We start from the raw sequence: 24,886 nt of genomic DNA, 5'->3' as shown, positions 1-24,886 counted from the left end.
CTCTTGTTTCTCTCTTGTTTCTCTCTTGTTTCTCTCTTGTTTCTCTCTTGTTTCTCTCTTGTTTCTCTCTTGTTTCTCTCTTGTTTCTGGGCTTCTGTGTTGCCGCGTTTCGGGCGTGCAGGCATCAGGGTAAACCCCGTTACTGTCGCTCCCGCCGACTCATGCCCGCTTTGGCTCATCTCATCTCATCCTAATGCCGATGCAGTGGCGTATTCATCATTGTGATACGATTTTTGGTCGCTCCAGTCTGCTGTGAAATCTGACGATTTTATTCAGGGAGCGCGGCTTATTGAATAATGGGTTCATTTCAAAACAATCAGGGAAGATAGATCATGTTTTACATGCTGAGTACGCTGACCGCCGTTGTGACCGGATTGCTGTTTCTGATATCGCTGGGGGCACCGGAACTGCTGCTGTGGTTGATGGGGGTCAGTGAGTCGGAGTCCGCTGCTTTTGTCGCTCGCCGTATGGCCATGGTGTTTCTGGGTTTGACGCTGATTTGCTGGTTAAACCGGGATTGCCGTTCCTCCGATGTACATAAAGCGATCGCTATGGGGCTGCTGGTGATGCTGTTGGGGCTGGCGGCTTTGGGACTGTTTGAATTATTACGCGGCTATGCCGGCTATGGCATCTTGCTGGCAGTAGTTACCGAACTGTTGCTGGGGATTGCCTGGGGTCGGGTTTGTCTGCTGGCACACAGAAGCCGGCTGGGCGTATTTTGAGTAACAACAATAAGTAAAAAAGCAGGGAGGTCATGCGAGGAGGGTTACCCGAGACAATTGGGTAGCCATCTGGCCCCCATAACGTCTTCGAATAAAATGAAGCAAAAAAGTGATCAGACCCAGGCCAAATGCCGGCGACTTATTCTTGTGCCGGTGGTGCCTGAATACTGTCTTGGTGCGGTACGGCTGATTTCTGCTTAGTGGCTGGAAATCATTTTGTGGGATTTGAAGTGGAATGCATGTTTGATGCTGGTGATCAGATCGCTGCACAGTGCAGAGATATAGTCAGAACGCATTTGTTTGGCAGCAGCGATATGCATATCGATTTCTTCTTTGCTGCAGATGTTAGCGGCTTGGTCTTGGTTGTTCATAATAGAACTCCTTGGTTTTGTCTGATTGGGTTGTGCCTTGAAAGTAAGACCATAGTAGTAGCTTCCTGGTGGCTAAAAAAGCGAGGCTTTCTAACCAAAAAGATGAAAAAAACTAATCATTTGTGTTGAATGTAATTTGTCCTGTTGCAGTACAGATGCTTGTGTATTGTATAAAAGTCCTTTTAAAACAGTAACTTGATGTCAATTTTCTGTTTTTTGTACGCTGTTTCAGCATCGGTTTTTCTCCTGAAAATCGTGAATAATATTTAGCTTGTTGACGCTTTTGTGACATCGCCAGCAAATTATGGCTTGCAGCAAGTGGCAAGACTCTGGCCATGCCATGGTTTTGTCTTGCTTGCTTTTCTGTTTTGTTTTTCCTGCTGCTATCCAATGGCTGCCTTAGCCTTGTCTTAAGAGTGGAATTGTGAATTTTCACGCACCAGCCTGGATCTTTGTGCATTATTTTAATGCACAAATAATATTCTATCGGCCGTTAGTCTTGTAAGTGCTCTTTGTATAGCTCTTTAGGGTCTGTCCGCTTTTCTTTTAATTTCTCTTGGCGTTTAAAACCTGTCGTTCTGGTCAAACCAGCTTTGTATTGTCCACTTGGTTGATAGCTTGCCTGTGGTTATTGGTTTTGGCTTATAGCGATAGAGTATCGAATCAGGCCGTTTCTGAAATTCAGTGTCACTTTTTTGTGCGTCGTAAGGCGTTGTTTTTAAAGAATTTAATTTTTGGGTATGGCGCAATCATGACAATCTGGAGCCATCAGACGCTGAAGCGGAACGGCCTGTGCTGAAGCTAATGAATGAACCGGAGGATGTGTGATGGCGAATAACTGGTCTGAAGTAATCAGCCAAGCCACGGTGCTGAGGCGTCAATTGCACCAGCAGCCGGAGTTGAGTTGGGAAGAAGAGCACACCGCCCGGGTGGTGCGCCAACGACTGGATGATTTAGGTATCCGTTGGCGTGCCTGCGCCCGTACTGGCACCGTCGCCTGGCTGGGTGGATCGGCAGCACCTGCTTCAGATACCCCTCATTTTGCCTTGCGTGGCGATATGGATGCCTTGCCTATTCAGGAGCAAACCAGCGTCGCCTGGCGCTCACGCCAGGATGGCTGCATGCATGCGTGTGGTCACGATGGCCACAGTGCGACCTTGCTGGCAACAGCCCACTGGCTGAAGCTCCACGAAGCGGCTTTGCCAGCTCCGGTAACGCTGGTGTTCCAACCGGCAGAAGAAGGTGGCCATGGGGCCAGGGCGATGATTGACGACGGCGCGCTGGAAGGTGTCGACGCCATTTTTGGCTGGCACAACTGGCCCGCCATCCCGTTTGGTCACATGGCCTGCCCGAATGGCATTGTGATGTGTGGTAACGGCACTTTCCAGATTCGGGTCAGTGGCCGTGGTGGTCATGCCAGCCAGCCGGAACAGTGTCGCGATCCGGTATTGGCTGCCAGTGCCCTGGTGGTGGCATTGCAGCAGATTGTCAGTCGGCGTCTGGCGCCACAGCAGGCCGCGGTGGTCAGCGTGACATCGATTGACGCCATCAGTGCGCCAACCGTCATCGCCCAGAACGCGGTGATCTCCGGCAGTATCCGGGTACCCGACAGCGCTACCCGCTTGCAGGTGAATGCCCTGATCGATGAAATCTGCCAACACACCGCCGCCGGTTATGGGGTGACCGCAGAAGTGGATCATCAACCCCGTTACGAGGCGACGATCAACCACCCGGAGCAAGCGCGGCTGATGCGCCAGGGTTGGGAGCAGCTGTTTGGTGCCCGGATGCTGGAGCACGGTGTGCGCTTGCCCATCATGGCATCGGAAGACTTCAGTTATTACCTCAACGAGATACCCGGTGCGTTTGCGCTGGTCGGCTCCGATGACGGCTCGGCACCTGCCTGGCCCTGTCACAGCCCCCATTACGATTTTAACGATCGCCTGATTGAACAGGTGACCCGTTTGTATGCCCAGTTGGTGCATGCCCCCCAACCCTGAGCAACCCGGCATATTCAACCGGTATAGCCAGATTCGTTTGATGAAGGAGTAATTAATGAGCATTTTTGCGCAACGTGAGTCGGATATTCGTGCCTACTGTCGTGTTTATCCCGTGGTGTTCGATAAAGCCTCCAATGCCCGTCAGATTGATGAGCAGGGCAATGAATACATCGATTTTTTTGCCGGGGCTGGCGTACTGAATTTTGGCCACAACAATGAACGCATGAAAGCGGCGGTGATTGACTACATTCAGCAGGATGGCGTGCTGCACAGTCTGGATATGCACACCACCGCCAAGCGCCGTTATATGGAAACGTTCGAGAGCGTGATTCTGGCGCCACGTTCCATGGATCACCGCATGCAGTTTATGGGGCCAACCGGCACCAATGCGGTAGAGGCCGCCCTCAAGCTGGCGCGCCGGGTAACTGGTCGTCGTCAGGTGGTGGCGTTTTCGAAAGGCTTTCATGGCATGACCCTGGGGGCACTGGCCTGCACCGCCAACAACTACTTCCGGGGGGCTGCCGGGGTTGCGCTGGATAACGTCAGCCATCAACCCTTTGCCGCCATGGCCACCCTCGATTTGTTACGGGAACAATACGCCGATGCCTCCAGCGGCATTGAGCCACCGGCGGCCTTTATCGTTGAAACCATTCAGGCGGAAGGGGGCGTGAACGTCGCCAGCCAGGAGTGGCTGCAAGCGCTGCAATCCCTTGCTCATGACCATGGCTCGCTGCTGATTGTGGATGAAATCCAGGTGGGGTGTGGCCGCACCGGTTCGTTCTTCAGCTTTGATGGCACCGGTATCGATCCAGACATCATCTGCCTGGCCAAAGGCATTGGCGGCATGGGCACGCCGATGGCCATGAACCTGGTCAAACCGGAACACGACAAACACTGGTCGCCGGGTGAGCATACCGGCACCTTTCGTGGCCAGAACCTGTCATTTGTGGCCGGTGTCGAGGCGCTGAACTACTTCCGCGACAGCGAACTGATGGATCAGGTTGCCCGCTACACCGATATCGTACACGAGGCTCTGGCACCGCTGGCGCGCAAATACCCACAGGTAGCGATTCGGGGCAAAGGCCTGATCGTTGCGCTGGATGTGGCCGATAGCGACCACGCCAAAGCCATTGTGGCGGAATGTTTCGACAACGGCTTGCTGATTGCCAGTTGTGGCACCGGCGGCCGGGTTCTGAAACTGATTCCGCCATTAACCATCCCTGAAAGTGATCTGAAGGCAGGACTGACGGTGCTGGTCCGTGCCACCGACAACGCACTGGAGGCCGCCCAATGAGACAACGTGATGATATGACTTTTCCGCACGAGGAATACGTACGTCGCATGAATGACCTGCGCCAGCGTATTGCGTACCGGCGACTGGATGCCGTGGTGATTTCCGACCCGGAAAACATCATGTACCTGACCGACTACCAGACCACTGGCTACAGCTTTTTCCAGGCGCTGGTTGTGCCGCTGGAAGGCGAGCCTTTTATGATCACACGGGCGATGGAAGAATCCAATGTGATCCATCGTACCTGGGTGGAAGTCACCCGCCCGTACCCGGACACGGGTGATGCCATTCAGATGCTGGTGGATGCCCTGACGGAGTTTGGTCTGGCCAACAAGCGTATTGGTTACGAACGTAACTCCTATTTTTTCCCGGCCTACCATCAGGACTTTATCCACACTCGCATGCGTAATGCCAAGCTGCTGGACTGCTTTGGTATCGTCGAGCAGGGCCGGATTCGTAAATCGGTGCACGAAATCGAGATCATGAAGCGGGCGGCCATCGCCACCGAAGCCGGTATGACGGCGGGTATCGAAGCCTGTATGGCGGGAGCCAGCGAAAACGAAATTGGTGCTGCCATCAGTGCCGGCATGTTCCGCGCCGGAGGAGAAACCCCGGCGGTGATGCCATACGTTACCTCTGGCCCGCGCTCAATGATTGGCCATGCGACCTGGGAAGGCCGGGTAGTGCAGCCCAACGAACATATCTTTCTGGAAGTCGGCGGCTGCTATCGGCGTTACCACACCGCCATGATGCGTACGGTCGTGCTTGGCGAACTGAGCGATTCGATGTACAAAGCCCAGGAAAAAATGAAGCAGGCGTTAGATGCGGTACATGAGTTTGTCCAGCCCGGCATGACGGTATCCGATGCGGACAATATGATCCGCAATATTATTTCCGATAACGACGTAGGCGCCCGATTGGCAACCCGCTCCGGTTACTCGATCGGTATTGCCTTCCCGCCAAGCTGGGATGAGGGCTACATTGTCAGCCTCAACCAGGGCGACTCTGCGATTCTGGAAGAAGGCATGACCTTCCATATTATTCCGTGGATGTGGGGCGTTGATGGCGATAAAACCTGCGGCATCTCCGACACCATTTATATAACCGATCAGGGCTGTCAGTCCTTTTTCGATATGGATCGGAATTTTGTCGTCAAGCCGGAAACCAGCAGTAACCTGGTGGATCTGGGTGCCGTGAACCGCAAACCCGAGCTGGCCGCAACCGACAAACCGGCGCCGAAAAAGAAAACCGCCGACGCCTGAACCGACCTTGAACCAACCGGGCTGCCGTGTCTGATACCGACAACGGCCGCCTCAGGAGATTGTATGCTGACAGTCACAAACCCGACCACCGGGATGGTGCTGGAAACTTATGCCACCCATACCCCGGATGAGATGAACCAGCGCATCGAGCTGGTGGCCAGTGCGTATCACGATTGGGGCAGTGCCCGACAGAGCCTGCGCAGCAAGGTCATGCTGGGCGTGGCGGCCAAGCTGCGCGAGCGTAAGCAGGCGTTGGCCGAAATGATGGCGCTGGAAATGGGCAAGCCGATTCTGGAAGGGGTGGCCGAGGTCGAAAAAGCCGCCTGGTGTACCGAACACTATGCGGAGCAGGCCGAAACCTACCTCAACAGTGAATCGATTGAGTCGGATGCGACACAAAGTTATGTCACCTATCAGCCGCTGGGAGCGGTGTTGGGGATTTTGCCCTGGAATGCTCCGTTGTGGCTGGCTTTTCGTTTTTTGGCTCCGGCGCTGATGGCCGGTAACACCTGTGTTATGAAACACGACCCGAACGTACAAGGTTGTGCCCGACTGATCGAAACCATTTTTGACGACGTTTGTGCGGTGAACAAGGTGCCTGCGCATATTATGGTGAACCTGACCTTGGCCACCGAACAGATCGAAACAGCGATTCGTCACCCGGCAATTCAGGCGGTGTCCTTTACCGGCTCCAGTGCCGCCGGTGCCCAGGTTGCCAGCATTGCCGCCGCGGAAATCAAACCGGCGGTGCTTGAGCTGGGCGGCTCCGATCCTTGTATCGTGATGGCTGATGCTGATCTCGACAAGGCGGCCGATATTGTGGTGCTGTCGCGTATGATTAATGCTGGCCAGTCTTGTATTGCCGCCAAACGGATACTGGTCGAAGCACCGATATATGATGAATTTATCGACAAGCTCGCCAGCCGGATGGACAAGCTGGTGATTGGCGATCCATTGCTGGACGATACCCAGGTTGGCCCGATCGCCCGGCAGAATTTGCTAACCAATCTGCATCGCCAGGTCAGCGATACCATCAATGCGGGTGCCCGTTGCCTGTTGGGTGGCGAGCCGCTTAATCGCCCCGGTTTCTATTATCCGCCAACATTGCTGGTGGATGTGCAGCCGGGCATGGTGGCGTTTGAAGAAGAAACCTTCGGGCCGGTGATGGCGGTGATGAAGGTCGACGATTTTGAACACGCCATCAAGATTGCCAATGCAACAGACTACGGCCTGGGAGCCAGTATCTGGACCAACACCCCGCGTCAGAAACGTCAGGCCATCTTGCGTTTGCAAGCCGGGCAGGTGGCGATCAACGGGATTGTTAAAACCGACCCACGGCTGCCCTCCGGTGGCATCAAGAAGTCCGGTTATGGCCGCGAGTTGGGGCCACATGGCATCCGGGAATTCACCAATGCCAAGCAAGTCTGGATTGGCTGAGGGGTTTTGTTAACGAGTTGTTGATAGCGCCCGGCACCTCTCTCCATATATTGCTCGACCTCAAACCGGCTCCTGACCCTGTCTCGAGCCGGTTTTTGATGGCACTCAATGGGTTATCCGCCGTTTAAGCATGGTAACTGCGTCCTGTTTCTGGCTGAATGGCGGCTTATCAGATATGCCCAGCGGTTTTGGGTATGTCGGTCCGACGGGTTATGCAGGAGTGAACGGGTGTCTTATATTGACGACTCGCTGTCTAAAGGCGAAACCATCTATCGAGTGTTCGAATTTCACTGGATCATCCGGTTCTTCCTGGTGCTGCATGTGATTCTGTGCGTTACCCTTATCTGGATTCCGGTGGCCTTGTATTACTGGTTGACCTGGCGCTGTACCGAGCAGGGTGTCACCAACAAACGAGTGATTCACAAGAGCGGCATTATTGCCCGCAAAACCGATGAAATGAAACTCGAGGCCATTGAAGCCATCGAGATCAATCAAGGTATCTGGGGACGTATTTTGGGGTTTGGCACGTTAACGATCTACGGGCGTGGCGATGGGGATGTTGTGATGAAATGGATGGCTCGGCCCGTGCAGGCCAAGCGTGATATTGAAAGTGCCGATTACCCGGTCTCTGCCACCGAGTCAGACTGACCGGGTGTTACTCCGGCATGGCGTGTTGCCCGGTGGTTTGCGGGGCTGCATGCGCCGCCTCTGAATGAGGCATCGTCACGGGCTGCGAGCTGAACCGGTTCAGGGTGATCGGCTCGTTGGCCAGATCAAAAAATACCGAACTCATGATGTTGTGATTGTTGTTTACCCAGTTTTCATGTTGATGGGTATTAAGGGAAATCGCGACCTGATTGACGCCGTCTTGCAACAGGCTGGCCGGGATATGGATATCCGGGCCATAGAGTCGCTGCACTTTATGGGTGTTCACAAAAACGTGGGCATGGCCTTGCAAGATCCCCTCGGCATTTTGATAACCGGCGGTGGTGACCATGTCTGGAGCGCCAAGCTCATAATGTTTGACCTTGACGTGTATGTTGACGCCATCCATCGCGTCCCGGAACACCTGGATTTCTATTTGCGGAACCGGTGCATCTGCCAGAATATTGCGGCTGGCATGCATGTGCATCTCTTTTGCGGCATGGGCCGAGCCGGTCAGACCCAACAGCAGCGCTGCCAGCAGTAAGCGTTTGTGGTTGCGATTCACCGTCGATCACCTGTTATGCAAATCATTTATGAGGCGGGCCAGCAGTCCCCGCAATACGGCGTCATGCCAGCCCTGCGGATTTCATCATTATCGGCCGGGAGGCAGGTCCGTTGGCAGGTCGGTGCTGCTGCTGGTGCAACTGGCCACGGCATTGTCGTGCAGTTCGCCCGCATATTGTGGGCCGAGAATATAGGGGAAGGCCGCTTTGATGGTGCCTTCGTCGTCCATGGTAATCGTGATGTGGTAGTGGTAACCGTGCTCGTCATCGGTATGGCCGTTGTGCTGGTCGAGATATTCCCCGCCCTGGTCCGTCAACGAACTGTCCCAATAATAGTCTTCAAAATAGAAGCCGTTGACGGCAACAAATTCGTTGTCTGATAGCGAGGTGACGACGTCATCAAAGTCCGGGCCAGGGTAATCAACGTCAACCGTGCCTTGTGTGGTGTCGTACTGATCGACCAGGACGCAACTGCGAGCGCCATCGGAGCAACCCGTGTCGGCATCGTCATAGTCGCGGGTGACCCAACTGCTGACGGCCAGTACGCCATCGTCTTCCCAGGGGCCATAAATGGGATAACCATCGGCGGCATAACCCCAGATGGGGGAGTGGCCGCTGCCATCATCACCCAACAGCTCAGCCAGGCAGGAAGAATACAGATGGTGGTGATAATCGGTGCCCGCGGCATGGCCGCCACACATATCGATGTCATACACTTCGGCTTCTGGTGCCAGGTTGGACCAGACACCTTCTTCGTTGTAGGTAAAGCCATCTTCCCAGTTAAAAATGGAAGCGCCGTTGACCATGATACCGATCTTGTCGAGGCCGCTGTCGCATTCTTCCGTGGCGGCGGATGGCTCGACGGGCACATAGACGGTGCGTTCATCCTGGGTGGGACATTCCGGTCCTGGGGGCCAGTAGCCAAAGCCGTAATCCATGGAGCAGTTGTCGTTGCTGTCGTAGCCAATGTCTTCACCAAAGGCGATAACGTCGCCGACGGCAACGGTCGGTTCTCCGGTGACAAAGTCAGTGTCGGCCTTGGGACGGCTGTTCAGTGTGTCGAGGATGTCCTGCGTGATGGTGACGCTGTAATCGGGAATCCCCTGCGAGTTGACGACGACGTAATCTTCCCCGTCCACGGTTGTTTCCGTCACGGATTGAACGTTGACTTCCACACCCAGGCCGGTTTCGGAACTCAGAATATGTGCGGATACTGCCCCGGTTTCATTCAGGATCCATACTGAGTCCGAGTCCGAGTCCGAGTCCGAGTCCGAGTCCGAGTCCGAGTCCGATACATCACTGCTTGAACTGTCATCCGAAGTGCTATCGCCAGAAGCACTGCCGCCACAGGCAGTCAGGTTGGCAGCCGCAAAAGCCAACAGTAATGCGCTTAATAACGGTGTTATACGGTTGGTTTCCATAGTGCAGTGATCCGGGTCATAAAGTAGGCAGTCAGTGTAGCGATCGCAATGCAAAGTAATGGTGGGTGTTCGGTAAGGATTTGAAAATATAGGCTGGTTTTATGGAACTTCACCTGTCATTCGCGCAAGCGGCAACAGGTTACGTGTTTCCTGGGCTGACTGGCCGTCGCATGACGGCGGCCAGCCAGGGTTTATACGCTCCAGAATGGCAGGGGCGCTGGCAGGTCTCATGCCATTCCATGAAATGAAACCATGATGCCAGCTGGTTAATCCCGCCGGTATCCGCAGCGGCGGGCTCTTAGTTCGAAGCCATATGAGCGCGGTATTCTTGCTGCCGTTCCAGCATCCAGCCCGGGTATTCTTCCGGCAAGCGGCTGACGGCGTCCAGCAAGGCCAACTGATCGGTCGTTAGATGCACCTGGGTGGCCGCGATATTATCGGTCAGCTGATCGATGCGTTTGGCACCCACAATAACACTGGTTACGGCTGATTGATGGAGCAACCAGGCCAGGGCAATCCGGGCGATACTGGTTTGTTGCTCCGCCGCGATACCAGCCATAACGGCAATCACCTCACTGCCCCGTTCACGGTTTACCGGAGGGAAGTCAAGTTTGGTGCGGCGATTGTCTGCCGATGCCTCCGGGCCTTCGTATTTGCCCGACAGATAGCCACCGGCCAGCGGACTCCAGACCATCAAACCAATCTGTTCCGACTGCAGCATCGGTATGACCTCGCGCTCGAGATCCCGGCTGACCAGCGTGTAATGGGCTTGCAGTGAGATAATTGGGCACAGCTGGCGCGCTTCGGCAATCCCGACCGCCTTGACCACCTGCCAGGCGGCCCAGTTCGACAAGCCGATGTAATTCACCAGTCCTTGTTGTACCAGAGTGTTCAGGGCTTCGAGGGTTTCCCGGATCGGGGTGGCCTTATCAAACCCATGAATCTGGTAAAGATCGATATGGTCCAGTTGCAGGCGCTGCAGGCTGGCCTGGCATTGACTCATAATATGGCCCCGGGAGGCGCCACGGGTATTCGGGCTGGCAGCCATGGGGCCGAGTACCTTGGTGGCGATAACCACTTCATCGCGTTTTACGTCCAGGTTTTTGAGCGCCTGACCTAACAGGCGTTCACTGGCACCTCCGCCATACATGTTGGCAGTATCGATAAAGTTAATGCCCGCAGCCAGCGCCGCGGCCACCAGTTCATCCACCTGTTGCTGTTGCAGCTGGCCGATCATGCCCCAGATGCCATCGCTGCCACCAAAGGTCATGGTGCCGAGGCACAACTCCGAAACAAACAAGCCGGAGTGACCCAGCTGGCGCATCCGCATAGTGCCCGGAGCCGTGGCTGAGTGGGTGATGTTCGGGGGTGCGTCAGCAGTGACGTTGGGGCTTGTGTTAGGGGTTGTGTTGGGGGTAACAGGAGAAGAGCTCGACATAACAGCGTACCTCGGGAGTGGATCATTGACGATTGGCTGGCGATGTCGTTGTCTGAATTCGCTAGCCAGGACAGAAGGCCATGCTATGGCCAGCGGGCGGAAAAACCGCTGGCAGAAACTCGCAGACTCTTGCCTGATCCTCTCAAATGACAAGCGGGAGCTACTTTTTAATGGCTGTCGGGGTACAGTGATTCACGTGGCCAATCCGCTGCGCCCGGTATACACCGGTTGCCTGGCGGCGGCCGTTACGCTGACAGAAGCGAAGGAAGATCGATATGAAAACACCATCCGCAAACCCGTTATGCCAGGCGTCAGCGCAGGCAGACCAGGGGGGTCTTGCTCAGGCCGGTCAGATGGCTCATCAGCAAGCCATGCCCTCTGCATCGCTTGATGCGTTGACCGCGTTGGCCGAACGGCAATGGCATCGCCATGGACAGGAGAACGCCATCGATGGCTTGCGACTGACCCGAGCCACCGAGCCCAGCGGGACGATGCGCGCCATTTATCCGACGTCCTTTTGTGTGGTGCTGCAGGGAAGCAAGCTCAGTGAGCTGGCAGACACCCGATTCCATTACCGGCAGGGACAATGCCTGTTGGCATCGGTGAATGTACCGGTCAATTCCCGGATCATGGAGGCCAGCCCCGACTGTCCGTATGTGGCTTTCAGTGTCGCGCTTGACCCGGAAATGGTGGCGGAGTTATTACTGCACGCCCCGGCGTCGGCATTAGCGACTGCGCCACGACAAGCTCCGTGCCCGCCACTGGCTGAACGGCCGTCGGCCTTGTCGACGGCGGCATTACCCACCGGCCTTATCGATCCCTTGCTGCGTTTATTGCAGTTATTGGATCAGCCGCAAGACCTGGCGGTGCTGGAGCCCCTGTTGCGGCGGGAAATCTGCTGGCGTTTGTTACGCTCTCCAATGGGGGCGGCATTGCAACAAATCGGTATGGAAGATAGCGATACCGCGCGGATTGGCCGGGTAACGGCCTGGATGCGCAGCCATTATCAGCAAGGGTTCAAAGTCGCCGATCTGGCTGCCATGGCCAGCATGAGCCCGGCGTCGTTCCATCGTCATTTCAAGGCGATTACCCAATTCACACCGGTCCAGTTCCAGAAGCAGATACGGTTGCAAGCGGCCCGGCGGCTGTTACTGACCGATCATGAAGTGGCCAGTGTCGGGTATCGGGTCGGATACGAAAGTCCGTCGCAATTCAGCCGCGACTATCACAAGGTCTTTGGTGCGCCTCCAGGCCGGGACAAGGCCAAGCTGCGCTCCAGTCTGGTGCTGGAAAGTATCGATTAGCGTCGGCCGGTTGTATCGGGACACGACAATAACGCGGCAGTGTCTGCTTATTGGTGGACCGACTGGTATGCTTCCCAGTCATGACAAGGCGGGCAACTGCATGGCCGCTGTTGTCTGACACTAACCCATCGTAAGGAAGCGCCTGTGCAAAAAGTAGCGATATTTGTGGATGTGCAAAACGTGTACTACACCACCCGTGGTACGTTTCGGCGTCATTTCGATTACAACCGCTTCTGGGCGCGCGCGACGGCAGGGCGGGATGTGGTGAAAGCCTTTGCTTATGCCACTGATCGTGGCGACCAGAAACAGCGGGAATTCCAGAATATCCTGCGGGCGATCGGTTTTGAGGTAAGACTGAAGCCCTTTATTCAACGGGCCGATGGTTCGGCCAAAGGCGATTGGGATGTAGGCATCACCATTGATGCGCTGGAATATGGCGAGCAGGCCGATGTGGTGGTGCTGGTTTCCGGGGACGGCGATTTTGATTTGCTGGCCAATAAGCTGAGAGTGGGCAGGGGTAAACGAGTGGAGGTGTACGGGGTGGCAAAACTGACGGCATCGTCACTGATCCATGCGGCCAGCGAGTATTTTCCAATCGATGGTGATCTGTTGCTGGGCTAAGCGGTTTTTATGTGATGGAGTAGCGCAGTGCGAGCTTCCTTGCCCGCACTGCACTTCTTGCTACTGTTTACATATGTACCTTGATCAGAGCGCTGACGGTATTTTCGTCAAATTCGCTGCTGTATTTGTTGTGCCATGCGCTGTACTCAAGACCAAGCTTGATCTTGTTGTCGTAACCCAGCATCGGACCAACGTTATAGGTCAGCTGCGGGTTGAAGTTGAAGCTGGCTTTGTGATCATCACTACCGGTTGAATAGTCGATGTAGCCACCCAGTTCAACCTGGCCCCAGGATGCACCATAGGTCAGAGTGATCTGGTGATCGTCGTCCAGACCATTGTCGTTCATGCTGTAAAAATACGTGACGCTGGCGAAGTTCATGCCTGGAATCGCCAGGTCGGCACCAATACCGTACAGGTAGTTATCCTGACTGAAGCCGGATGAGGTTGAACCGGATTCCAGCGTAAAGGCCAGGTTGATGTTTTTAACGATGCCATCGTCAAACTTGGTGACGAAGAACTTGGGTGAGAACTCGCTGTAGCTGGCGCGGAAGTTATTGTCACCCTGGTCACGGTCGAGGAAGAAGAACAGGCCACCCCAGCTGTAACCCGACACGTGCTCAACGGTGTAGGTGTTCAGAGCGTAGTCCTTGTCGGTTTGTGGCCAGTCGTTGGAATCAATTTTGAAATCACCACCAACCAGTACAGAGATGCTGTTATCAGCAAAATAACGCTCGGCATGTGCTGCAGGAATGGTTGCTACGGCGACAACGGCCAGGGCTAGAAGTTGTTTTTTCATCACACTCTCTCTTTCAGATTAATAATTCAGGAAATCGTCTGGCTGACTTCAAAGGCCTGTGAGCCTCCTGATGCAGCATTATGTCGCCGGCCTATAACTTGACCGTTCGGACAGCAATTGATGAAAAGCAAAATCCTGACCAACTGGCCAGAAATAACCGTTTTAATTTCAAATGACCGTTTTATCGGCACTAAGGGAGGAAATATGAGGTGTTAAGGGCGCGATATCCGATTCAGCGGTTGCGCTAATGCTTGGCGATAGTGCGCTGAATGGACCAGTAGGCACCTAAATGTTGCAGGCAGAATAAGGTTGAATCAGGCCAACCTGGTCTTGTCGGGAAGAGTGTGCTGGCCGAACCGAGAAGATCTGGTCGCCACCTGTTTGTCACATGGGGCGACCAGTAATGATGGCTGGCTTGGATACTGGCTTGGGTACGTTATGTGCGATCAGCCAGAGGCGTCGAGAAGGTGTACTCCATATCCCAGGGGAAACGAATCCAGGTATCCTGGCTCACCTCGGTAATAAAAGTATCTACCAGAGGGACACCGGCGGGTTTGGCGTACAGCGTGGCAAAATGTGCTTTCGGCAGCATTTCCCGTACACAACGAGCAGTTTTGCCGGTATCGACCAAATCGTCGATCAACAGCATGCCGTCGCCATCTCCCTCGACACCCTTGAGGATTTGCAACTCGCCCTGTACCGACTGCACCGAGGAATCCCCGGTACTTTTATAACTGGTGACACACACGGTATCGATCAGACGAATGTCCATCTCTCGTGCCAGAATCGCTGCCGGAACCAGACCGCCACGGGTAATAACAATCAACCCTTTCCAGGGGCCTTTGTCTAACAGCCGCAAGGAAAGCGTGCGCGCATTGCGATGCAGCTCTTCCCAGCTGACGGGGTAATCCATGGAGTACGTGTGATCGGACATGAGCAGGAACCTGTGAATAAAATGAAAAACTGACCGGGCGGTCACTTTATTCGGAGGTGCGAGCAGGATCAAGCCCCGGTTTTCCTGGCAATACAGAGAATGTCGGCTTGGCCAGTGGGGATCAATAGCCATTACACAATAAAGATCCGGGGCCGTTCTGCTCTTTTATGGCGCTGTGATGCGTCGCCCAAAACACGCCACTAATCCCTGATCCGTCCCCAGCCAATAGCAAGCTGCTCTGCAATGGCCGTGGCGTCGGCTTGCAGGCCGTCAAAACGAGTGACTCCCTGTAGCCAGCGGGTAATAACTTCCGGGTGCTGGTTCAGCCACATATAAATGGCCCGGTCCAGCGGTACAAAGTAGTTGCTGACCTGATCCATGATCTGTTCCTGCTCGCTGGCCTCGAAGGTCAGGTTGCGGAAGAAGCGGCCGAGATTGGGGCAGCGGGCAGTCAGGCCATCGCGAACATTGGTATTAATAGTGGCGTGACCATAATCCTTGCCAAAGTATTCTTCACCGCCAGACAGGTAACGAATGGAAAAATTCTGGTTCATGGGGTGGGGTGTCCAGGCCAGAAAGGCGATCCATTCACCCTTGCGAATACGGCCTTTGACCTGTGCCAGCATCAGCAGCTCTGAAGTTTCAATCAGTTTGAACGATTGCAGCTGGTAAGCGTTGGAATCAATCATGTTTTGTACCGAGATATTGCCACTGCTGCCCTTGCCGCTGCCATAAATCCGCCAGTCGAACTTGTCACCGTGTTGGGCCAGGTCGGCAAAACTGCGTATTCCCTGGTCGTAAACATAGTCCGGCACAGCCAGAGTGTAACGGCCCTCGTCGAGGTTGGTTGTCAGGGTTTTTATCGATCCGCGTTGCAGATACGGTGCGGCCACGTGACGTTGTGCCGGTATCCAGTAGCCCATAAAAACATCAACCTGATCCTTGTCCATGCCTTTGTAAACATCCTGCAGGGAAGGCATTCGGGTAATGCTGGCATCGTATCCGAGCTTGTTCAGCAGAATGCTGGCGGTGGCCGTGGCGACCCGCAAATCGGTCCAGTCCACTTCTCCCAGCGTGGGGTTTTTGCAGCTTGCTGGTTCTGCCATGGCGGGATGTGCCAGGAACAGTAGCAATAATAAAGCAGTCGAAAAGTGTTTCATCTTGATGGGCACCCAAAGAAAGAGAGCGACAATGGTCAGTATCCGACCCGGACAAGGGATGGACAGATGACGTCATTCGGTGCGGTCATTATCAAAAGGGCAGAAGGTGGATGATGGTGTCTCAGCGTCATCTTGTGACGCTTTGGCTTTATTTGGGGGAGTCATGATGGATATGTATTGAAACTATGATCGGTTTGGCGCCAGCCGGATAAATGTACCCAAACCGGTCAATTGGTTGTACTGCCACTGCTTGGTATTCGATGATCTTTTATGTATATGTATTATGGTATACCGTAATACAGATCAATCCACAGAAGAGTGGATTTCGTGAACAAAACAAAACCTGAACTCCCAAAAAGGTTACGTAGTATGAAATTTTCCCTGTTCCTGCAGATGGAGCGTTATAGCCCTGACAAAACGCATCAGGAGCTGCTGAATGAGCTGGTTGAGCTGGTTCAGATCGCTGAACAAGGTGGTATGGAAACGGTCTGGGTCGGTGAGCATCACTCAATGGAATTTACCATTGGCCCTAACCCATTGAGTTTTCTGGCGTATCTGGCGCCTCAGACTTCCACGATCCGGCTGGGTCTGGGAACCGTTATTGCGCCTTTCTGGCATCCGATAAAACTGGCAGGCGAAGCGGCGCTGGTGGATCAAATGTCCTGCGGACGGCTGGAGTTCGGTATTGCCCGTGGTGCCTACCAGTGTGAATTTGATCGAATGGCTGGTGGTATACCAGCCGCTGATGGTGCGCGTTATTTGCGTGAAATGCTGCCGATCTTGCCCAAGCTGTGGCAGGGAGATTATGCCCATGATGGTGAGTGCTGGCAGTTCCCGACCTCAACATCAGTACCGAAACCGCTGCAGTCCGGTGGGCCGCCGATGTGGGTGGCTGCACGGGAGCAGGCGTCACATGATTTTGCCATTGCAAACAACTGCAACGTTATGGTGACGCCGCTGTTCAAGTCCGATGCTGAAGTGGGTTCCCTGATGGACAAGTTTGAAACTGCTTGTGCCAAACACCCGGAAAAAGCACGGCCCAAGATTATGTGTCTGCGTCATACCTATGTGCATGAAGATCCGGAAGACTGGCGTGTTGGGGTAGAAGGTATTCGTCGCTGGTACTCCTACTTCCAGGGCTGGGCACGTAATGACCAGCAACCGGTGAGTGGCTTCTGTCATCCGATTTCGGCAGACGAGCTGGAGGAGTTCGAGGCTTTGGCGCCAGAGCAGTTGCGCAACAATCTGGTGATTGGTACACCAGCAGAGGTGGTTGAACGGCTGAAATATTACGAAGCCAGTGGTTTGACGGAATACAGTTTCTGGAGTGATAACAGCCTGAGTCATGAGCAGAAAAAGGAATCCCTGCAATTGTTTATTAATCAGGTCATGCCTTCGTTCTGATTGTCAGGCTTATCCGAAATCAATAAATCATGGTATACCATGATTTATTGGATTCTATTTTTGTCTGAAATGTTGTGATTTTATTGGATATTTTTGTGTTATTGAAAAGATAGGGTAATCCTGTTTTTCGATGGTACTGGATCACTGGTAAATAAAATATTGCCAGCGGTTCAGTGCGCCTGCCCCGGTTCTTGCCGGTCTCTCGGTTCTTTTCTTTTTGATGTGTTTTTAGTTGGTTGCTTTGTCGTTATGACGATCAGCTGAGTGATGTTGCAGCGGTTGTTCTGCCTGCTCATCACTCGATTTGCTGGCGCTCAAATCACGATGGGCGTGCGGGCAGGGCTGACGCCGAAATGGGATTTGTACAATTTGCAGAAATGCGAGACGGAGTTGAAACCGCAGGAGTAGGCGACGTCAGTGACGGATGAGTGATTCTGTTGCAGGTGTTCGCGGGCGGTTTCAAGGCGCAGGCAAGTATAGTACTTGCCTGGCGTCTGGTTGAAATGCGTCTGGAATAATCGCTCCAGCTGGCGTACCGACAGACAGGCCGCCCGGGATAGTTGATGGCGGTCTAATGGCTGGTCGATATGCTTGCGCATCTCGGCCAAGGCCCGCTGCAAGCGGCTATCCTGGCTGTGGGCCGGGATATTGCTTTGCTGTAGCTGTTGTATCACCTGATCCCCCTGATCAGCCGACAGGTCTGACATACACAGGGTGATCATCAATTCATCCAGTGCCTCCCGGCTGGCGTGGCGATGAAACAGGTAGGCACTGGCGTGGTAGTAGTCGGCGCCAATCCAGACCAGTGTGTCATTTAACGGCATGGGCAGACGGGCGATTTCCTGATCATGCTCCGGGCTGGAGTGGCCACTGAGTACCAGCAGGTTGCCTTGCTGACGCTGTTGATGATTCAGGCTGGGTAATGCCGTAATCATCAGTCCGGCGTCCGAGCGAACCAGGTCGCCGGATAACGAACAAATCGACCAGCTTATATGATGGGGAGTCACTCCCTGGCAGGCAGTAAGCCATTCATTAATACGCCCCAGGTCGGCTAGCCTGAATCCCGGGCGTAACAAAACAGTAAGGTTGTTCAAACACGGTTGTCTGGTGGTTTCTATTGGCATGGATATCACCTGAAGCATGTGTCGGCTGTTATTTTCTTGTGTCATTTAAAAGCATGTGTATTATGGTATACCATGTTTCATTGAAACGAAAACAATCCATTAAATATACAGTTTTTGAAAATACGTTCTGTAGCGAGGAGTCACTCGATGAGCTTTGAAATACGCAAGATGATTACTACGATTGAAGAAACGTTTATTGAAGGTGGCAAAGCGGCAGAGCAGCCGGTCACCATGGTCGGTGTCGCGGCAATTATTCGTAACCCGTGGGCTGGCCGTGGTTTTGTTGAAGACCTGAGCCCGGAAATCAAGGCGCACTGTTCTGACCTGGGTGCGTTGATCGTGGAATACGTCAGCCGTGCCATCGGTGGTGCGGATAAAATTGAAGCGTATGGCAAGGCTGCCGTTGTCGGCATGGATGGTGAAATCGAACACGCCTCGGCCGTGGTGCATACGTTGCGGTTTGGCAATCACTACCGTAACGCCGTGAATGCACAGAGCTATCTGGCCTTCACCAACAAGCGCGGTGGCCCGGGTACTTCTATCCAGATTCCAATGATGCACAAGGACGATGCCGGCTTCCGCTCGCATTACATCACCATGGAAATGTCGATTGAAGATGCGCCGGCAGCCAACGAGCTGGTGATCTGTCTGGGTGGTTCTACCGCTGGGCGTCTGCACCCTCGTATTGGTAACCGCTACCAGGATCTGAAAGATCTGGAGCAAGAAGCCACTCTCGCTAACCAGTAAGCAAGGACACGACTCATGACAACCAAGCTGACAGGCAAAACTCCGGACGGCACGGCCTATCAGGTCTGCGGTGACGGTGACGCGGTTGTGCTGATTCATGGCGTCGGGCTGGACCAGTCAATCTGGAACGCTCAGGTGCAAGGGTTGGCGCAGCACTACCAGGTCATTACCTACGATATGTTGGGGCATGGGCACAGTCCGTTGCCGCCCAAAGTGGCCTCGTTGGATGACTACGCCGGGCAATTGCAGCGGTTGCTGCAACACTTGGACTGCGGGCCGGTGCATCTGATCGGCTTTTCCATGGGCGGGCTGGTAGCGCGGGTATTTGCGATTCAGCAGCCGCAGCTATTACGCTCGCTGGTGATCATGGGGAGTGTGTTTGACCGTACAGAAGACGCCCGGCAGGCAATTCTGGCTCGTACACTGGATGTGGCCAGGCATGGGCCTGAAGCCAATATAGATGCTGCGCTGGAGCGCTGGTTCAGTCCGGAATACCGGGCTGCCAACACTGCCGGGATACAGGGAATCCGGGATCTGGTCTGTGCCAACAACCCGGAAGGTTATTTGCGTGCCTATCGCCTGTTCGCCGGTAGTGACAATTACCTGGCTGACCGGCTGATTGATATCCGGGTACCAACACTGGTGATGGCCGGTGAGCTGGACCCCGGCTCAACCCCGGAAATGGCCCAGAAACTGGCTTGCCAGATACCTTCTGCCCGCTGCCAGATTATGGCCGGGCAACGGCACATGATGGCAATGGAATCCCCGCAACTGATTAATCACGCCTTGCAGCTGTTTCTTGGCAGCTGTAACAGTACTTGTCCTGCTACCTCATCGGAGACCTGTCTGTGAATTTGACTCCTTACCAGATGTACATTAATGGCCGTTATTGTGAAGCCCAGAGCGGCAATCGCTTTGACAGCCTGACGCCGTCCACGGCACAGCCATGGGCCAGTTTTCCGGATGCCACCGAGGTGGATGCCGATATCGCCGTCACGGCGGCACATCAGGCTTTTGTCAGTCCGGCCTGGGCGGGGCTGACCGCCACAGCACGAGGCAAGCTGTTACGGACGCTGGGCGACCTGATTGCTGATCATCGTGAGCTGCTGGCGGAACTGGAAAGCAGGGAAAACGGCAAACTGATCCGCGAAACCCGTGGCCAGATGGGGTATTTGCCAGAGTTTTTCTATTATATGGCGGGGCTGGCTGACAAGATCGAAGGGCAAACCCTGCCGGTCGATAAATCCGACATGATGGCGTACACCCTGCACGAGCCAATGGGCGTCGTCGCCGCGATTGTGCCCTGGAACAGCCCGCTGTACCTGACAGCCATCAAGATGGCACCGGCGCTGGCGGCGGGTAATACCTTGGTGATCAAGCCGTCAGAACACGCCTCGGCCAGCATTGTGGCGCTGGGTAAACTGGTTGAACAAGCCGGGTTCCCGGCCGGTGTTGTGAATATTATTACCGGTTATGGCCCTTCCGCCGGTGCGGCGCTGACCCGTCATCCGCTGGTGCGCCATGTTGCCTTTACCGGTGGTGCCGCCACCGCGCGCCATGTCGTGCGCTCCAGTGCTGAAAACTTCGCTCATTTGTCGCTGGAACTGGGGGGCAAGTCGCCGCAAATCGTTTTCCCGGATGCTGATATCGACAGCGCTGTTAACGGCATTGTTGCCGGTGTGTTTGCCGCGTCAGGGCAAAGTTGTGTGGCCGGTTCCCGGCTGTTGATTCACGACAGTATTTACGACGAAGTGGTCGCCAGGGTTTGTGAACGCGCCAGCCGTATCTGTATTGGTGATCCACTGGCAGAAGAGACCGAAATGGGACCGATGACGACTCTGGCCCAGCTGGATATCGCCGACAATATGGTGCAGCAGGCGATCAGCGAAGGCGCCGTCTTGCGCTACGGCGGCCAGCGGGTTGAATGTAATGGCGGCTGGTATTTCCAACCGACCTTGCTGGAAAGTGACTCATCGTCGAACAGCCTGATGCAGGAAGAAGTGTTTGGTCCGGTCACGGCAGCAATTCGTTTTCATACGGAAGCTGAAGCACTGGCGCTGGCCAACGACACCCGTTACGGCCTGGCGGCGGGTATCTGGACGCGGGATATCGCCCGCGCCCATCGACTCTCCAAGGCCGTCCGCAGCGGCATTATCTGGGTGAATACCTATCGGGTGGTGTCCGCCATGGCACCGATTGGTGGTTTTGGTGACAGCGGTTACGGGCGCGAGGGCGGTATCGAAGCCGTGCTTTCCTATACCGAGAAAAAAACCGTCTGGGTCAACCTCTCCAGCGAGCCAATGAGCGACCCCTTTGTGATGCGTTGAGGAGCAGCAACATGATTAACCAAGATTTGTATAAAGCCACTCTGGGTTCGTTTCCGTCCGGGGTCACCGTGGTGATGGCCTACGATCGCGATGGCCGGGTAACCGGGCTGACCGCCAGCGCATTCAGTGCCCTGTCGATGGATCCGCCGCTGATTCTGGTGTGTCCGCAGTACCGCTCCGAATCCTATCAGGTGCTCAGTGAAGCCACGCATTTTTCAGTCAATATCCTGGCTGCGGATCAGGGTGCGGAAGCCTGGGCTTTTGCCAAAAAAGGGGCCGACAAGGTTGCCGCACTGGCGCAGCTGGATATCCAGCAAGGCGTCACCGGGGTGCCGGTACTGGCCTCGACCGTGGCGGTGATGGAATGCTGCCACTGGCGTCAATACGAAGGCGGCGATCACGCCATCCTGGTGGGAGAAGTGCAGCATATGGCCAATGACAGCGGTCGCAGTCCAATGGTGTATTGCCGAGGGGATATGGGCAGCTGGCCAATGCCGGTAATTGAGGAGGCTTGCTGATGACGGCGCAATTGTTCCGACAACAGGCTTTTATCAATGGTCGCTGGTGCGATGCCGATGACGGGCAAACCCAGACCATTTATGACCCGGCCAATGGCCATGTGATTGGTACGGTGCCGCTGATGGCGGAAGCCGAAACCCATGCCGCTATTCTGGCCGCCGAGTTGGCCCGCAAGGGCTGGGCTGCCATGACGGCACAACAGCGCAGCCGTATTCTCTACCGCTGGTATGAGCTGATTGTGGCTCATGCCGATGAACTGGCCCGTATTTTGACCATGGAGCAGGGCAAGCCATTGGCCGAAGCTCACGGTGAAATTCTTTATGGCGCCAGTTTTATCGAATGGTTTGCCGAAGAAGGCAAGCGGGTGTACGGCGAGGTGATTCCAAGTCCTAACCCGGATGCCCGTATCGTTGTGGTGAAACAGCCGATCGGTGTTGTGGCAGCGATTACCCCATGGAATTTCCCCTGCGCCATGATTACGCGCAAGTGTGGCCCGGCATTGGCAGCGGGTTGCAGCTTTATCGTCAAACCGGCACCGGATACACCGTTTTCGGCGCTGGCGCTGGCAGCACTGGCGCAACAGGCCGGTATTCCCGATGGTGTCTTTAACGTTGTGACTGGTGATGCCATTGCCATCGGCAATGTTCTGACCAGCAGCCAGAAAGTCGCCAAGCTGAGTTTTACCGGCTCGACCCGGATCGGCAAACTGCTATTAAGCCAGTGTGCAGATACCGTCAAAAAAGTCTCGCTGGAGCTGGGAGGCAACGCACCTTTTATCGTGTTTAATGACGCCGATATCGACGCCGCGATTCAGGGAGCGATGATTTCCAAATTCCGTAACGCCGGGCAAACCTGTGTCTGCACCAACCGTTTTCTGGTGCAGCGTGGCATCCATGATGTCTTTGTGCGACGCTTGCAAGAGCAGATTGAGGCACTACAGGTTGGTCATGGCTTGCTGGCCGGTGTCGATCAAGGACCGTTGATTAACCAGGCAGCGTTAACCACAGTACAGCGCCATGTGCGTGACGCGCTGGACAAGGGCGCGACCTTGCATTGTGGTGGCGAACCACACGCCGCCGGTGAGAACTTTTTTGCTCCCACCCTGCTGTCGGGTATGACCAGCACCATGGCCGTGGCCCAGGAAGAAACCTTTGGCCCGCTGGCTGCGGTGTTTGCCTTTGATGACGAAGACGAGGCGGTTGCCCTGGCCAATGACACCGACTCTGGCCTGGCGGCGTATCTCTATACTCGGGATATGGCGCGTTGCTGGCGCGTAGGCGAAGCGCTGGAGTATGGCATGGTGGGTATCAACGAAGGGCTGATTTCTACCGCGGTAGCTCCCTTTGGTGGGGTCAAGACCTCCGGGCTGGGGCGTGAAGGCTCACACTTCGGCATGGATGATTATCTGGAAATCAAATACATGATGATGGGCGGACTGGGCCGTTAAGACACTGGCCCGGTCAAGGTACGGGTTAACGCACAGGTCAAAGTACAAGCCAACGCATAGAGAGAATGTTATGACTGATTCTGCTGAAAAAAACCGCTTTGATGCCGGATTGAAAGTCCGCCGTGAAGTGTTGGGTGACGCCTACGTCGACCAGAGCCTGAACAACAACCGGGACGAATTCGCCTGGCCAATGCAGGAGCTGGTGACAGAATATTGCTGGGGCGAAATCTGGACGCGGGAAGAACTCAGCCGCCGGGAGCGCTCACTGATCAATCTGGGCATGTTAACGGCCCTGAATCGTCCCCACGAGATCCGGGTGCATGTCCGTGGTGCGCTGAATAACGGGGTATCCATTGCAGAGATTCGTGAGGTTTTTTTACAATCCGCGATCTATTGTGGTGTGCCTGCAGCGATCGATAGCTTTAGAATTGCGCGTGAAGTGCTGGCCGAGCTCGACGCCGACCAGCAAGATCAAACGCCGGTTGCCTGACAACCATCGTCGTTACACTGTGCGGCGCCCCACCGGGGCTTGCCTCGGTTCATGATTGACCAGTTGGATAAAGGGTATGCTGAAGAAACACTCCCGAGAAGATCTGGGGAAGATAGAACGAACCTCCGTAACATTGCGGGAAAAGGTACTGGACGCCTTGCGCAGTGCCATTCTCAGCTTCAAGTTCCTGCCTGGAGACCGCCTGGTAGAACGGGACTTGTGCGACCTGCTGGGGGTAAGCCGGACTTCCGTCCGGGAAGCACTGCGACATCTGGAATCCGAAGGGCTGGTTGAATACCTCGATGGCAAAGGCCCGAGAGTCTCGGTCATCACCCTGGAGCAGGCGCTGGAAATCTACGAACTGCGCTGTTCGCTTGAAAGCCTGGTGGTGGAGCTGTTTACCGTGCGTGCCAGCGAAGACCAGTTGCTGGACCTTGAATACTCGTTACGCAAACTGCAATCCCGGCTCAAAAGCGGCGATGTGGTGCTGATACTGGAAGCTGTCAGTGATTTTTACAACGTGCTGTTTCAGGGTTGTGGTAACCATACTGCGTGTAGCCTGTTGCGCCAGTTGCAGGCGCGGATCAGCTTTTTGCGTGCGACGACAGTCAGCCAGAATGATCGTTACCTCGACAGTAGTGAGGAAATGGCGGCCATCTTTGAAGCGATCCAGTCCCGTGATCCGGTGCGGGCGCGCAAAGCCAGTATCGATCATATCCACAAGGCCGCCACCGTGGCCTTGGCGGTGATGGCCAAGCAGAACGATGTCGACCCGGCAACCTTGCAAGCCATATATATTGCCCCGAACTGAACCGGTTATTGGCCATCTGCTGGTGGCATCAACCGCCAAAGACATGCCCGTGTCT

At 54.8% G+C, this 24,886-nt stretch carries 25 protein-coding genes; 16 read left to right on the top strand and 9 right to left on the bottom strand.

Annotation, left to right across the window (positions count from 1 at the left end; translation table 11 throughout):
* The first annotated feature begins 332 nt into the window (after window positions 1–332).
* Window positions 333–722, top strand: coding sequence for a hypothetical protein (locus Q4551_RS12565; protein ID WP_303434191.1), 390 nt, complete (start codon window positions 333–335; stop codon window positions 720–722).
* A 197-nt stretch (window positions 723–919) separates the two neighbouring features.
* On the opposite strand, the gene Q4551_RS12560 is transcribed toward Q4551_RS12565, so the two are convergent.
* Entirely contained in the window at window positions 920–1,093 is a 174-nt protein-coding gene (locus Q4551_RS12560) for a hypothetical protein (RefSeq protein WP_303434190.1), read from the bottom strand.
* A 112-nt stretch (window positions 1,094–1,205) separates the two neighbouring features.
* Window positions 1,206–1,529, bottom strand: a complete 324-nt coding sequence (locus Q4551_RS12555; RefSeq protein ID WP_303434189.1) for a hypothetical protein — start codon at window positions 1,527–1,529, stop codon at window positions 1,206–1,208.
* A gap of 391 nt (window positions 1,530–1,920) precedes the next feature.
* Here Q4551_RS12555 and doeB2 point away from each other — a divergent pair, with 391 nt between their 5' ends.
* The 5 genes from doeB2 to Q4551_RS12530 all read left to right on the top strand — a co-directional run bounded on the left by doeB2 (window position 1,921) and on the right by Q4551_RS12530 (window position 7,728).
* The gene (doeB2, locus tag Q4551_RS12550; protein ID WP_303434188.1) at window positions 1,921–3,090 is read left to right on the top strand and encodes a N(2)-acetyl-L-2,4-diaminobutanoate deacetylase DoeB2; all 1,170 of its coding nucleotides are present in this window, start codon (window positions 1,921–1,923) and stop codon (window positions 3,088–3,090) included.
* Between the two features lie 55 nt (window positions 3,091–3,145).
* Window positions 3,146–4,384, top strand: coding sequence for an aspartate aminotransferase family protein (locus tag Q4551_RS12545; protein WP_303434187.1), 1,239 nt, complete (start codon window positions 3,146–3,148; stop codon window positions 4,382–4,384).
* The gene (gene doeA / locus Q4551_RS12540) at window positions 4,381–5,643 is read left to right on the top strand and encodes an ectoine hydrolase (protein ID WP_303434186.1); all 1,263 of its coding nucleotides are present in this window, start codon (window positions 4,381–4,383) and stop codon (window positions 5,641–5,643) included. Before Q4551_RS12545 ends, doeA begins: the two co-directional genes overlap by 4 nt.
* Window positions 5,644–5,706: 63 nt before the next feature.
* Window positions 5,707–7,080, top strand: coding sequence for an NAD-dependent succinate-semialdehyde dehydrogenase (locus tag Q4551_RS12535; RefSeq protein ID WP_303434185.1), 1,374 nt, complete (start codon window positions 5,707–5,709; stop codon window positions 7,078–7,080).
* A 228-nt stretch (window positions 7,081–7,308) separates the two neighbouring features.
* A complete protein-coding gene (locus tag Q4551_RS12530) occupies window positions 7,309–7,728 on the top strand; it encodes a PH domain-containing protein (RefSeq protein WP_303434184.1) in 420 nt (139 codons plus the stop codon).
* Window positions 7,729–7,735: 7 nt separating this feature from the next.
* Here the strand turns inward: Q4551_RS12530 and Q4551_RS12525 are convergent, their stop codons facing one another.
* The 3 genes from Q4551_RS12525 to Q4551_RS12515 all read right to left on the bottom strand — a co-directional run bounded on the left by Q4551_RS12525 (window position 7,736) and on the right by Q4551_RS12515 (window position 11,147).
* A complete protein-coding gene (locus tag Q4551_RS12525; protein WP_303434183.1) occupies window positions 7,736–8,290 on the bottom strand; it encodes a hypothetical protein in 555 nt (184 codons plus the stop codon).
* Window positions 8,291–8,377: 87 nt separating this feature from the next.
* Entirely contained in the window at window positions 8,378–9,709 is a 1,332-nt protein-coding gene (locus tag Q4551_RS12520; protein ID WP_303434182.1) for a YHYH protein, read from the bottom strand.
* A 298-nt stretch (window positions 9,710–10,007) separates the two neighbouring features.
* Entirely contained in the window at window positions 10,008–11,147 is a 1,140-nt protein-coding gene (locus tag Q4551_RS12515; RefSeq protein ID WP_303434181.1) for an aldo/keto reductase, read from the bottom strand.
* 275 nt (window positions 11,148–11,422) lie between these two features.
* On the opposite strand from Q4551_RS12515, the gene Q4551_RS12510 reads away from it, so the two are divergent.
* Complete coding sequence (locus Q4551_RS12510; protein WP_303434180.1) at window positions 11,423–12,451, top strand: AraC family transcriptional regulator; 1,029 nt, start codon at window positions 11,423–11,425, stop codon at window positions 12,449–12,451.
* A gap of 144 nt (window positions 12,452–12,595) precedes the next feature.
* On the top strand, window positions 12,596–13,072 hold the full coding sequence (locus tag Q4551_RS12505; RefSeq protein ID WP_303434179.1) for an NYN domain-containing protein: 477 nt from the start codon (window positions 12,596–12,598) through the stop codon (window positions 13,070–13,072).
* 67 nt (window positions 13,073–13,139) lie between these two features.
* On the opposite strand, the gene Q4551_RS12500 is transcribed toward Q4551_RS12505, so the two are convergent.
* The 3 genes from Q4551_RS12500 to Q4551_RS12490 all read right to left on the bottom strand — a co-directional run bounded on the left by Q4551_RS12500 (window position 13,140) and on the right by Q4551_RS12490 (window position 15,962).
* Window positions 13,140–13,868: a hypothetical protein gene (locus Q4551_RS12500; RefSeq protein ID WP_303434178.1), complete on the bottom strand. Its 729-nt coding sequence runs from the start codon at window positions 13,866–13,868 to the stop codon at window positions 13,140–13,142.
* 436 nt (window positions 13,869–14,304) lie between these two features.
* On the bottom strand, window positions 14,305–14,802 hold the full coding sequence (gene gpt / locus Q4551_RS12495) for a xanthine phosphoribosyltransferase (protein WP_303434177.1): 498 nt from the start codon (window positions 14,800–14,802) through the stop codon (window positions 14,305–14,307).
* Between the two features lie 200 nt (window positions 14,803–15,002).
* Window positions 15,003–15,962 carry a glycine betaine ABC transporter substrate-binding protein gene (locus Q4551_RS12490; protein WP_303434176.1) on the bottom strand — a complete coding sequence of 320 codons (960 nt, stop codon included), beginning with the start codon at window positions 15,960–15,962 and terminating at the stop codon, window positions 15,003–15,005.
* 369 nt (window positions 15,963–16,331) lie between these two features.
* Between Q4551_RS12490 and Q4551_RS12485 the strand changes: the two genes are divergently transcribed.
* The gene (locus Q4551_RS12485; RefSeq protein WP_303434175.1) at window positions 16,332–17,366 is read left to right on the top strand and encodes an LLM class flavin-dependent oxidoreductase; all 1,035 of its coding nucleotides are present in this window, start codon (window positions 16,332–16,334) and stop codon (window positions 17,364–17,366) included.
* Between the two features lie 314 nt (window positions 17,367–17,680).
* Here Q4551_RS12485 and Q4551_RS12480 read toward each other — a convergent pair whose 3' ends face one another.
* Window positions 17,681–18,490 (bottom strand): helix-turn-helix domain-containing protein, encoded by an 810-nt coding sequence (locus tag Q4551_RS12480; RefSeq protein WP_303434174.1) that lies wholly within the window; start codon window positions 18,488–18,490, stop codon window positions 17,681–17,683.
* Between the two features lie 147 nt (window positions 18,491–18,637).
* Here Q4551_RS12480 and Q4551_RS12475 point away from each other — a divergent pair, with 147 nt between their 5' ends.
* The 7 genes from Q4551_RS12475 to Q4551_RS12445 all read left to right on the top strand — a co-directional run bounded on the left by Q4551_RS12475 (window position 18,638) and on the right by Q4551_RS12445 (window position 24,831).
* Window positions 18,638–19,237, top strand: coding sequence for an amino acid synthesis family protein (locus tag Q4551_RS12475; RefSeq protein ID WP_303434173.1), 600 nt, complete (start codon window positions 18,638–18,640; stop codon window positions 19,235–19,237).
* A 15-nt stretch (window positions 19,238–19,252) separates the two neighbouring features.
* A complete protein-coding gene (locus tag Q4551_RS12470) occupies window positions 19,253–20,089 on the top strand; it encodes an alpha/beta fold hydrolase (protein ID WP_303434172.1) in 837 nt (278 codons plus the stop codon).
* A complete protein-coding gene (locus tag Q4551_RS12465) occupies window positions 20,086–21,564 on the top strand; it encodes an aldehyde dehydrogenase (RefSeq protein ID WP_303434171.1) in 1,479 nt (492 codons plus the stop codon). Before Q4551_RS12470 ends, Q4551_RS12465 begins: the two co-directional genes overlap by 4 nt.
* A gap of 11 nt (window positions 21,565–21,575) precedes the next feature.
* The gene (locus Q4551_RS12460; RefSeq protein WP_303434170.1) at window positions 21,576–22,082 is read left to right on the top strand and encodes a flavin reductase family protein; all 507 of its coding nucleotides are present in this window, start codon (window positions 21,576–21,578) and stop codon (window positions 22,080–22,082) included.
* On the top strand, window positions 22,082–23,530 hold the full coding sequence (locus Q4551_RS12455) for an NAD-dependent succinate-semialdehyde dehydrogenase (RefSeq protein ID WP_303434169.1): 1,449 nt from the start codon (window positions 22,082–22,084) through the stop codon (window positions 23,528–23,530). Before Q4551_RS12460 ends, Q4551_RS12455 begins: the two co-directional genes overlap by 1 nt.
* Window positions 23,531–23,600: 70 nt before the next feature.
* A complete protein-coding gene (pcaC, locus tag Q4551_RS12450) occupies window positions 23,601–24,020 on the top strand; it encodes a 4-carboxymuconolactone decarboxylase (protein ID WP_303434168.1) in 420 nt (139 codons plus the stop codon).
* Between the two features lie 76 nt (window positions 24,021–24,096).
* Window positions 24,097–24,831: a GntR family transcriptional regulator gene (locus tag Q4551_RS12445; RefSeq protein WP_303434167.1), complete on the top strand. Its 735-nt coding sequence runs from the start codon at window positions 24,097–24,099 to the stop codon at window positions 24,829–24,831.
* The last annotated feature ends 55 nt before the right edge of the window (window positions 24,832–24,886 follow it).

The organism is Oceanobacter sp. 5_MG-2023, assembly GCF_030548165.1.
Classification (GTDB): domain Bacteria; phylum Pseudomonadota; class Gammaproteobacteria; order Pseudomonadales; family Oceanobacteraceae; genus Oceanobacter.
The sequence above is the reverse complement of the archived record's forward strand: the minus strand, read 5'-3'. Positions and strand labels throughout refer to the sequence as shown.

Bases quoted from the DNA above. Each gene is read 5' to 3' on its own strand.
- Q4551_RS12485 (WP_303434175.1), top strand. From the start codon at position 16,332: ATGAAATTTTCCCTGTTCCTGCAGATGGAGCGTTATAGCCCTGACAAA.
- Q4551_RS12475 (WP_303434173.1), top strand. From the start codon at position 18,638: ATGAGCTTTGAAATACGCAAGATGATTACTACGATTGAAGAAACGTTT.
- Q4551_RS12470 (WP_303434172.1), top strand. From the start codon at position 19,253: ATGACAACCAAGCTGACAGGCAAAACTCCGGACGGCACGGCCTATCAG.
- pcaC (WP_303434168.1), top strand. From the start codon at position 23,601: ATGACTGATTCTGCTGAAAAAAACCGCTTTGATGCCGGATTGAAAGTC.
- doeA (WP_303434186.1), top strand. From the start codon at position 4,381: ATGAGACAACGTGATGATATGACTTTTCCGCACGAGGAATACGTACGT.
- Q4551_RS12535 (WP_303434185.1), top strand. From the start codon at position 5,707: ATGCTGACAGTCACAAACCCGACCACCGGGATGGTGCTGGAAACTTAT.
- Q4551_RS12455 (WP_303434169.1), top strand. From the start codon at position 22,082: ATGACGGCGCAATTGTTCCGACAACAGGCTTTTATCAATGGTCGCTGG.
- Q4551_RS12515 (WP_303434181.1), bottom strand. From the start codon at position 11,147: ATGTCGAGCTCTTCTCCTGTTACCCCCAACACAACCCCTAACACAAGC.
- gpt (WP_303434177.1), bottom strand. From the start codon at position 14,802: ATGTCCGATCACACGTACTCCATGGATTACCCCGTCAGCTGGGAAGAG.
- doeB2 (WP_303434188.1), top strand. From the start codon at position 1,921: ATGGCGAATAACTGGTCTGAAGTAATCAGCCAAGCCACGGTGCTGAGG.
- Q4551_RS12445 (WP_303434167.1), top strand. From the start codon at position 24,097: ATGCTGAAGAAACACTCCCGAGAAGATCTGGGGAAGATAGAACGAACC.
- Q4551_RS12510 (WP_303434180.1), top strand. From the start codon at position 11,423: ATGAAAACACCATCCGCAAACCCGTTATGCCAGGCGTCAGCGCAGGCA.
- Q4551_RS12500 (WP_303434178.1), bottom strand. From the start codon at position 13,868: ATGAAAAAACAACTTCTAGCCCTGGCCGTTGTCGCCGTAGCAACCATT.
- Q4551_RS12565 (WP_303434191.1), top strand. From the start codon at position 333: ATGTTTTACATGCTGAGTACGCTGACCGCCGTTGTGACCGGATTGCTG.
- Q4551_RS12560 (WP_303434190.1), bottom strand. From the start codon at position 1,093: ATGAACAACCAAGACCAAGCCGCTAACATCTGCAGCAAAGAAGAAATC.
- Q4551_RS12460 (WP_303434170.1), top strand. From the start codon at position 21,576: ATGATTAACCAAGATTTGTATAAAGCCACTCTGGGTTCGTTTCCGTCC.
- Q4551_RS12545 (WP_303434187.1), top strand. From the start codon at position 3,146: ATGAGCATTTTTGCGCAACGTGAGTCGGATATTCGTGCCTACTGTCGT.
- Q4551_RS12490 (WP_303434176.1), bottom strand. From the start codon at position 15,962: ATGAAACACTTTTCGACTGCTTTATTATTGCTACTGTTCCTGGCACAT.
- Q4551_RS12520 (WP_303434182.1), bottom strand. From the start codon at position 9,709: ATGGAAACCAACCGTATAACACCGTTATTAAGCGCATTACTGTTGGCT.
- Q4551_RS12480 (WP_303434174.1), bottom strand. From the start codon at position 18,490: ATGCCAATAGAAACCACCAGACAACCGTGTTTGAACAACCTTACTGTT.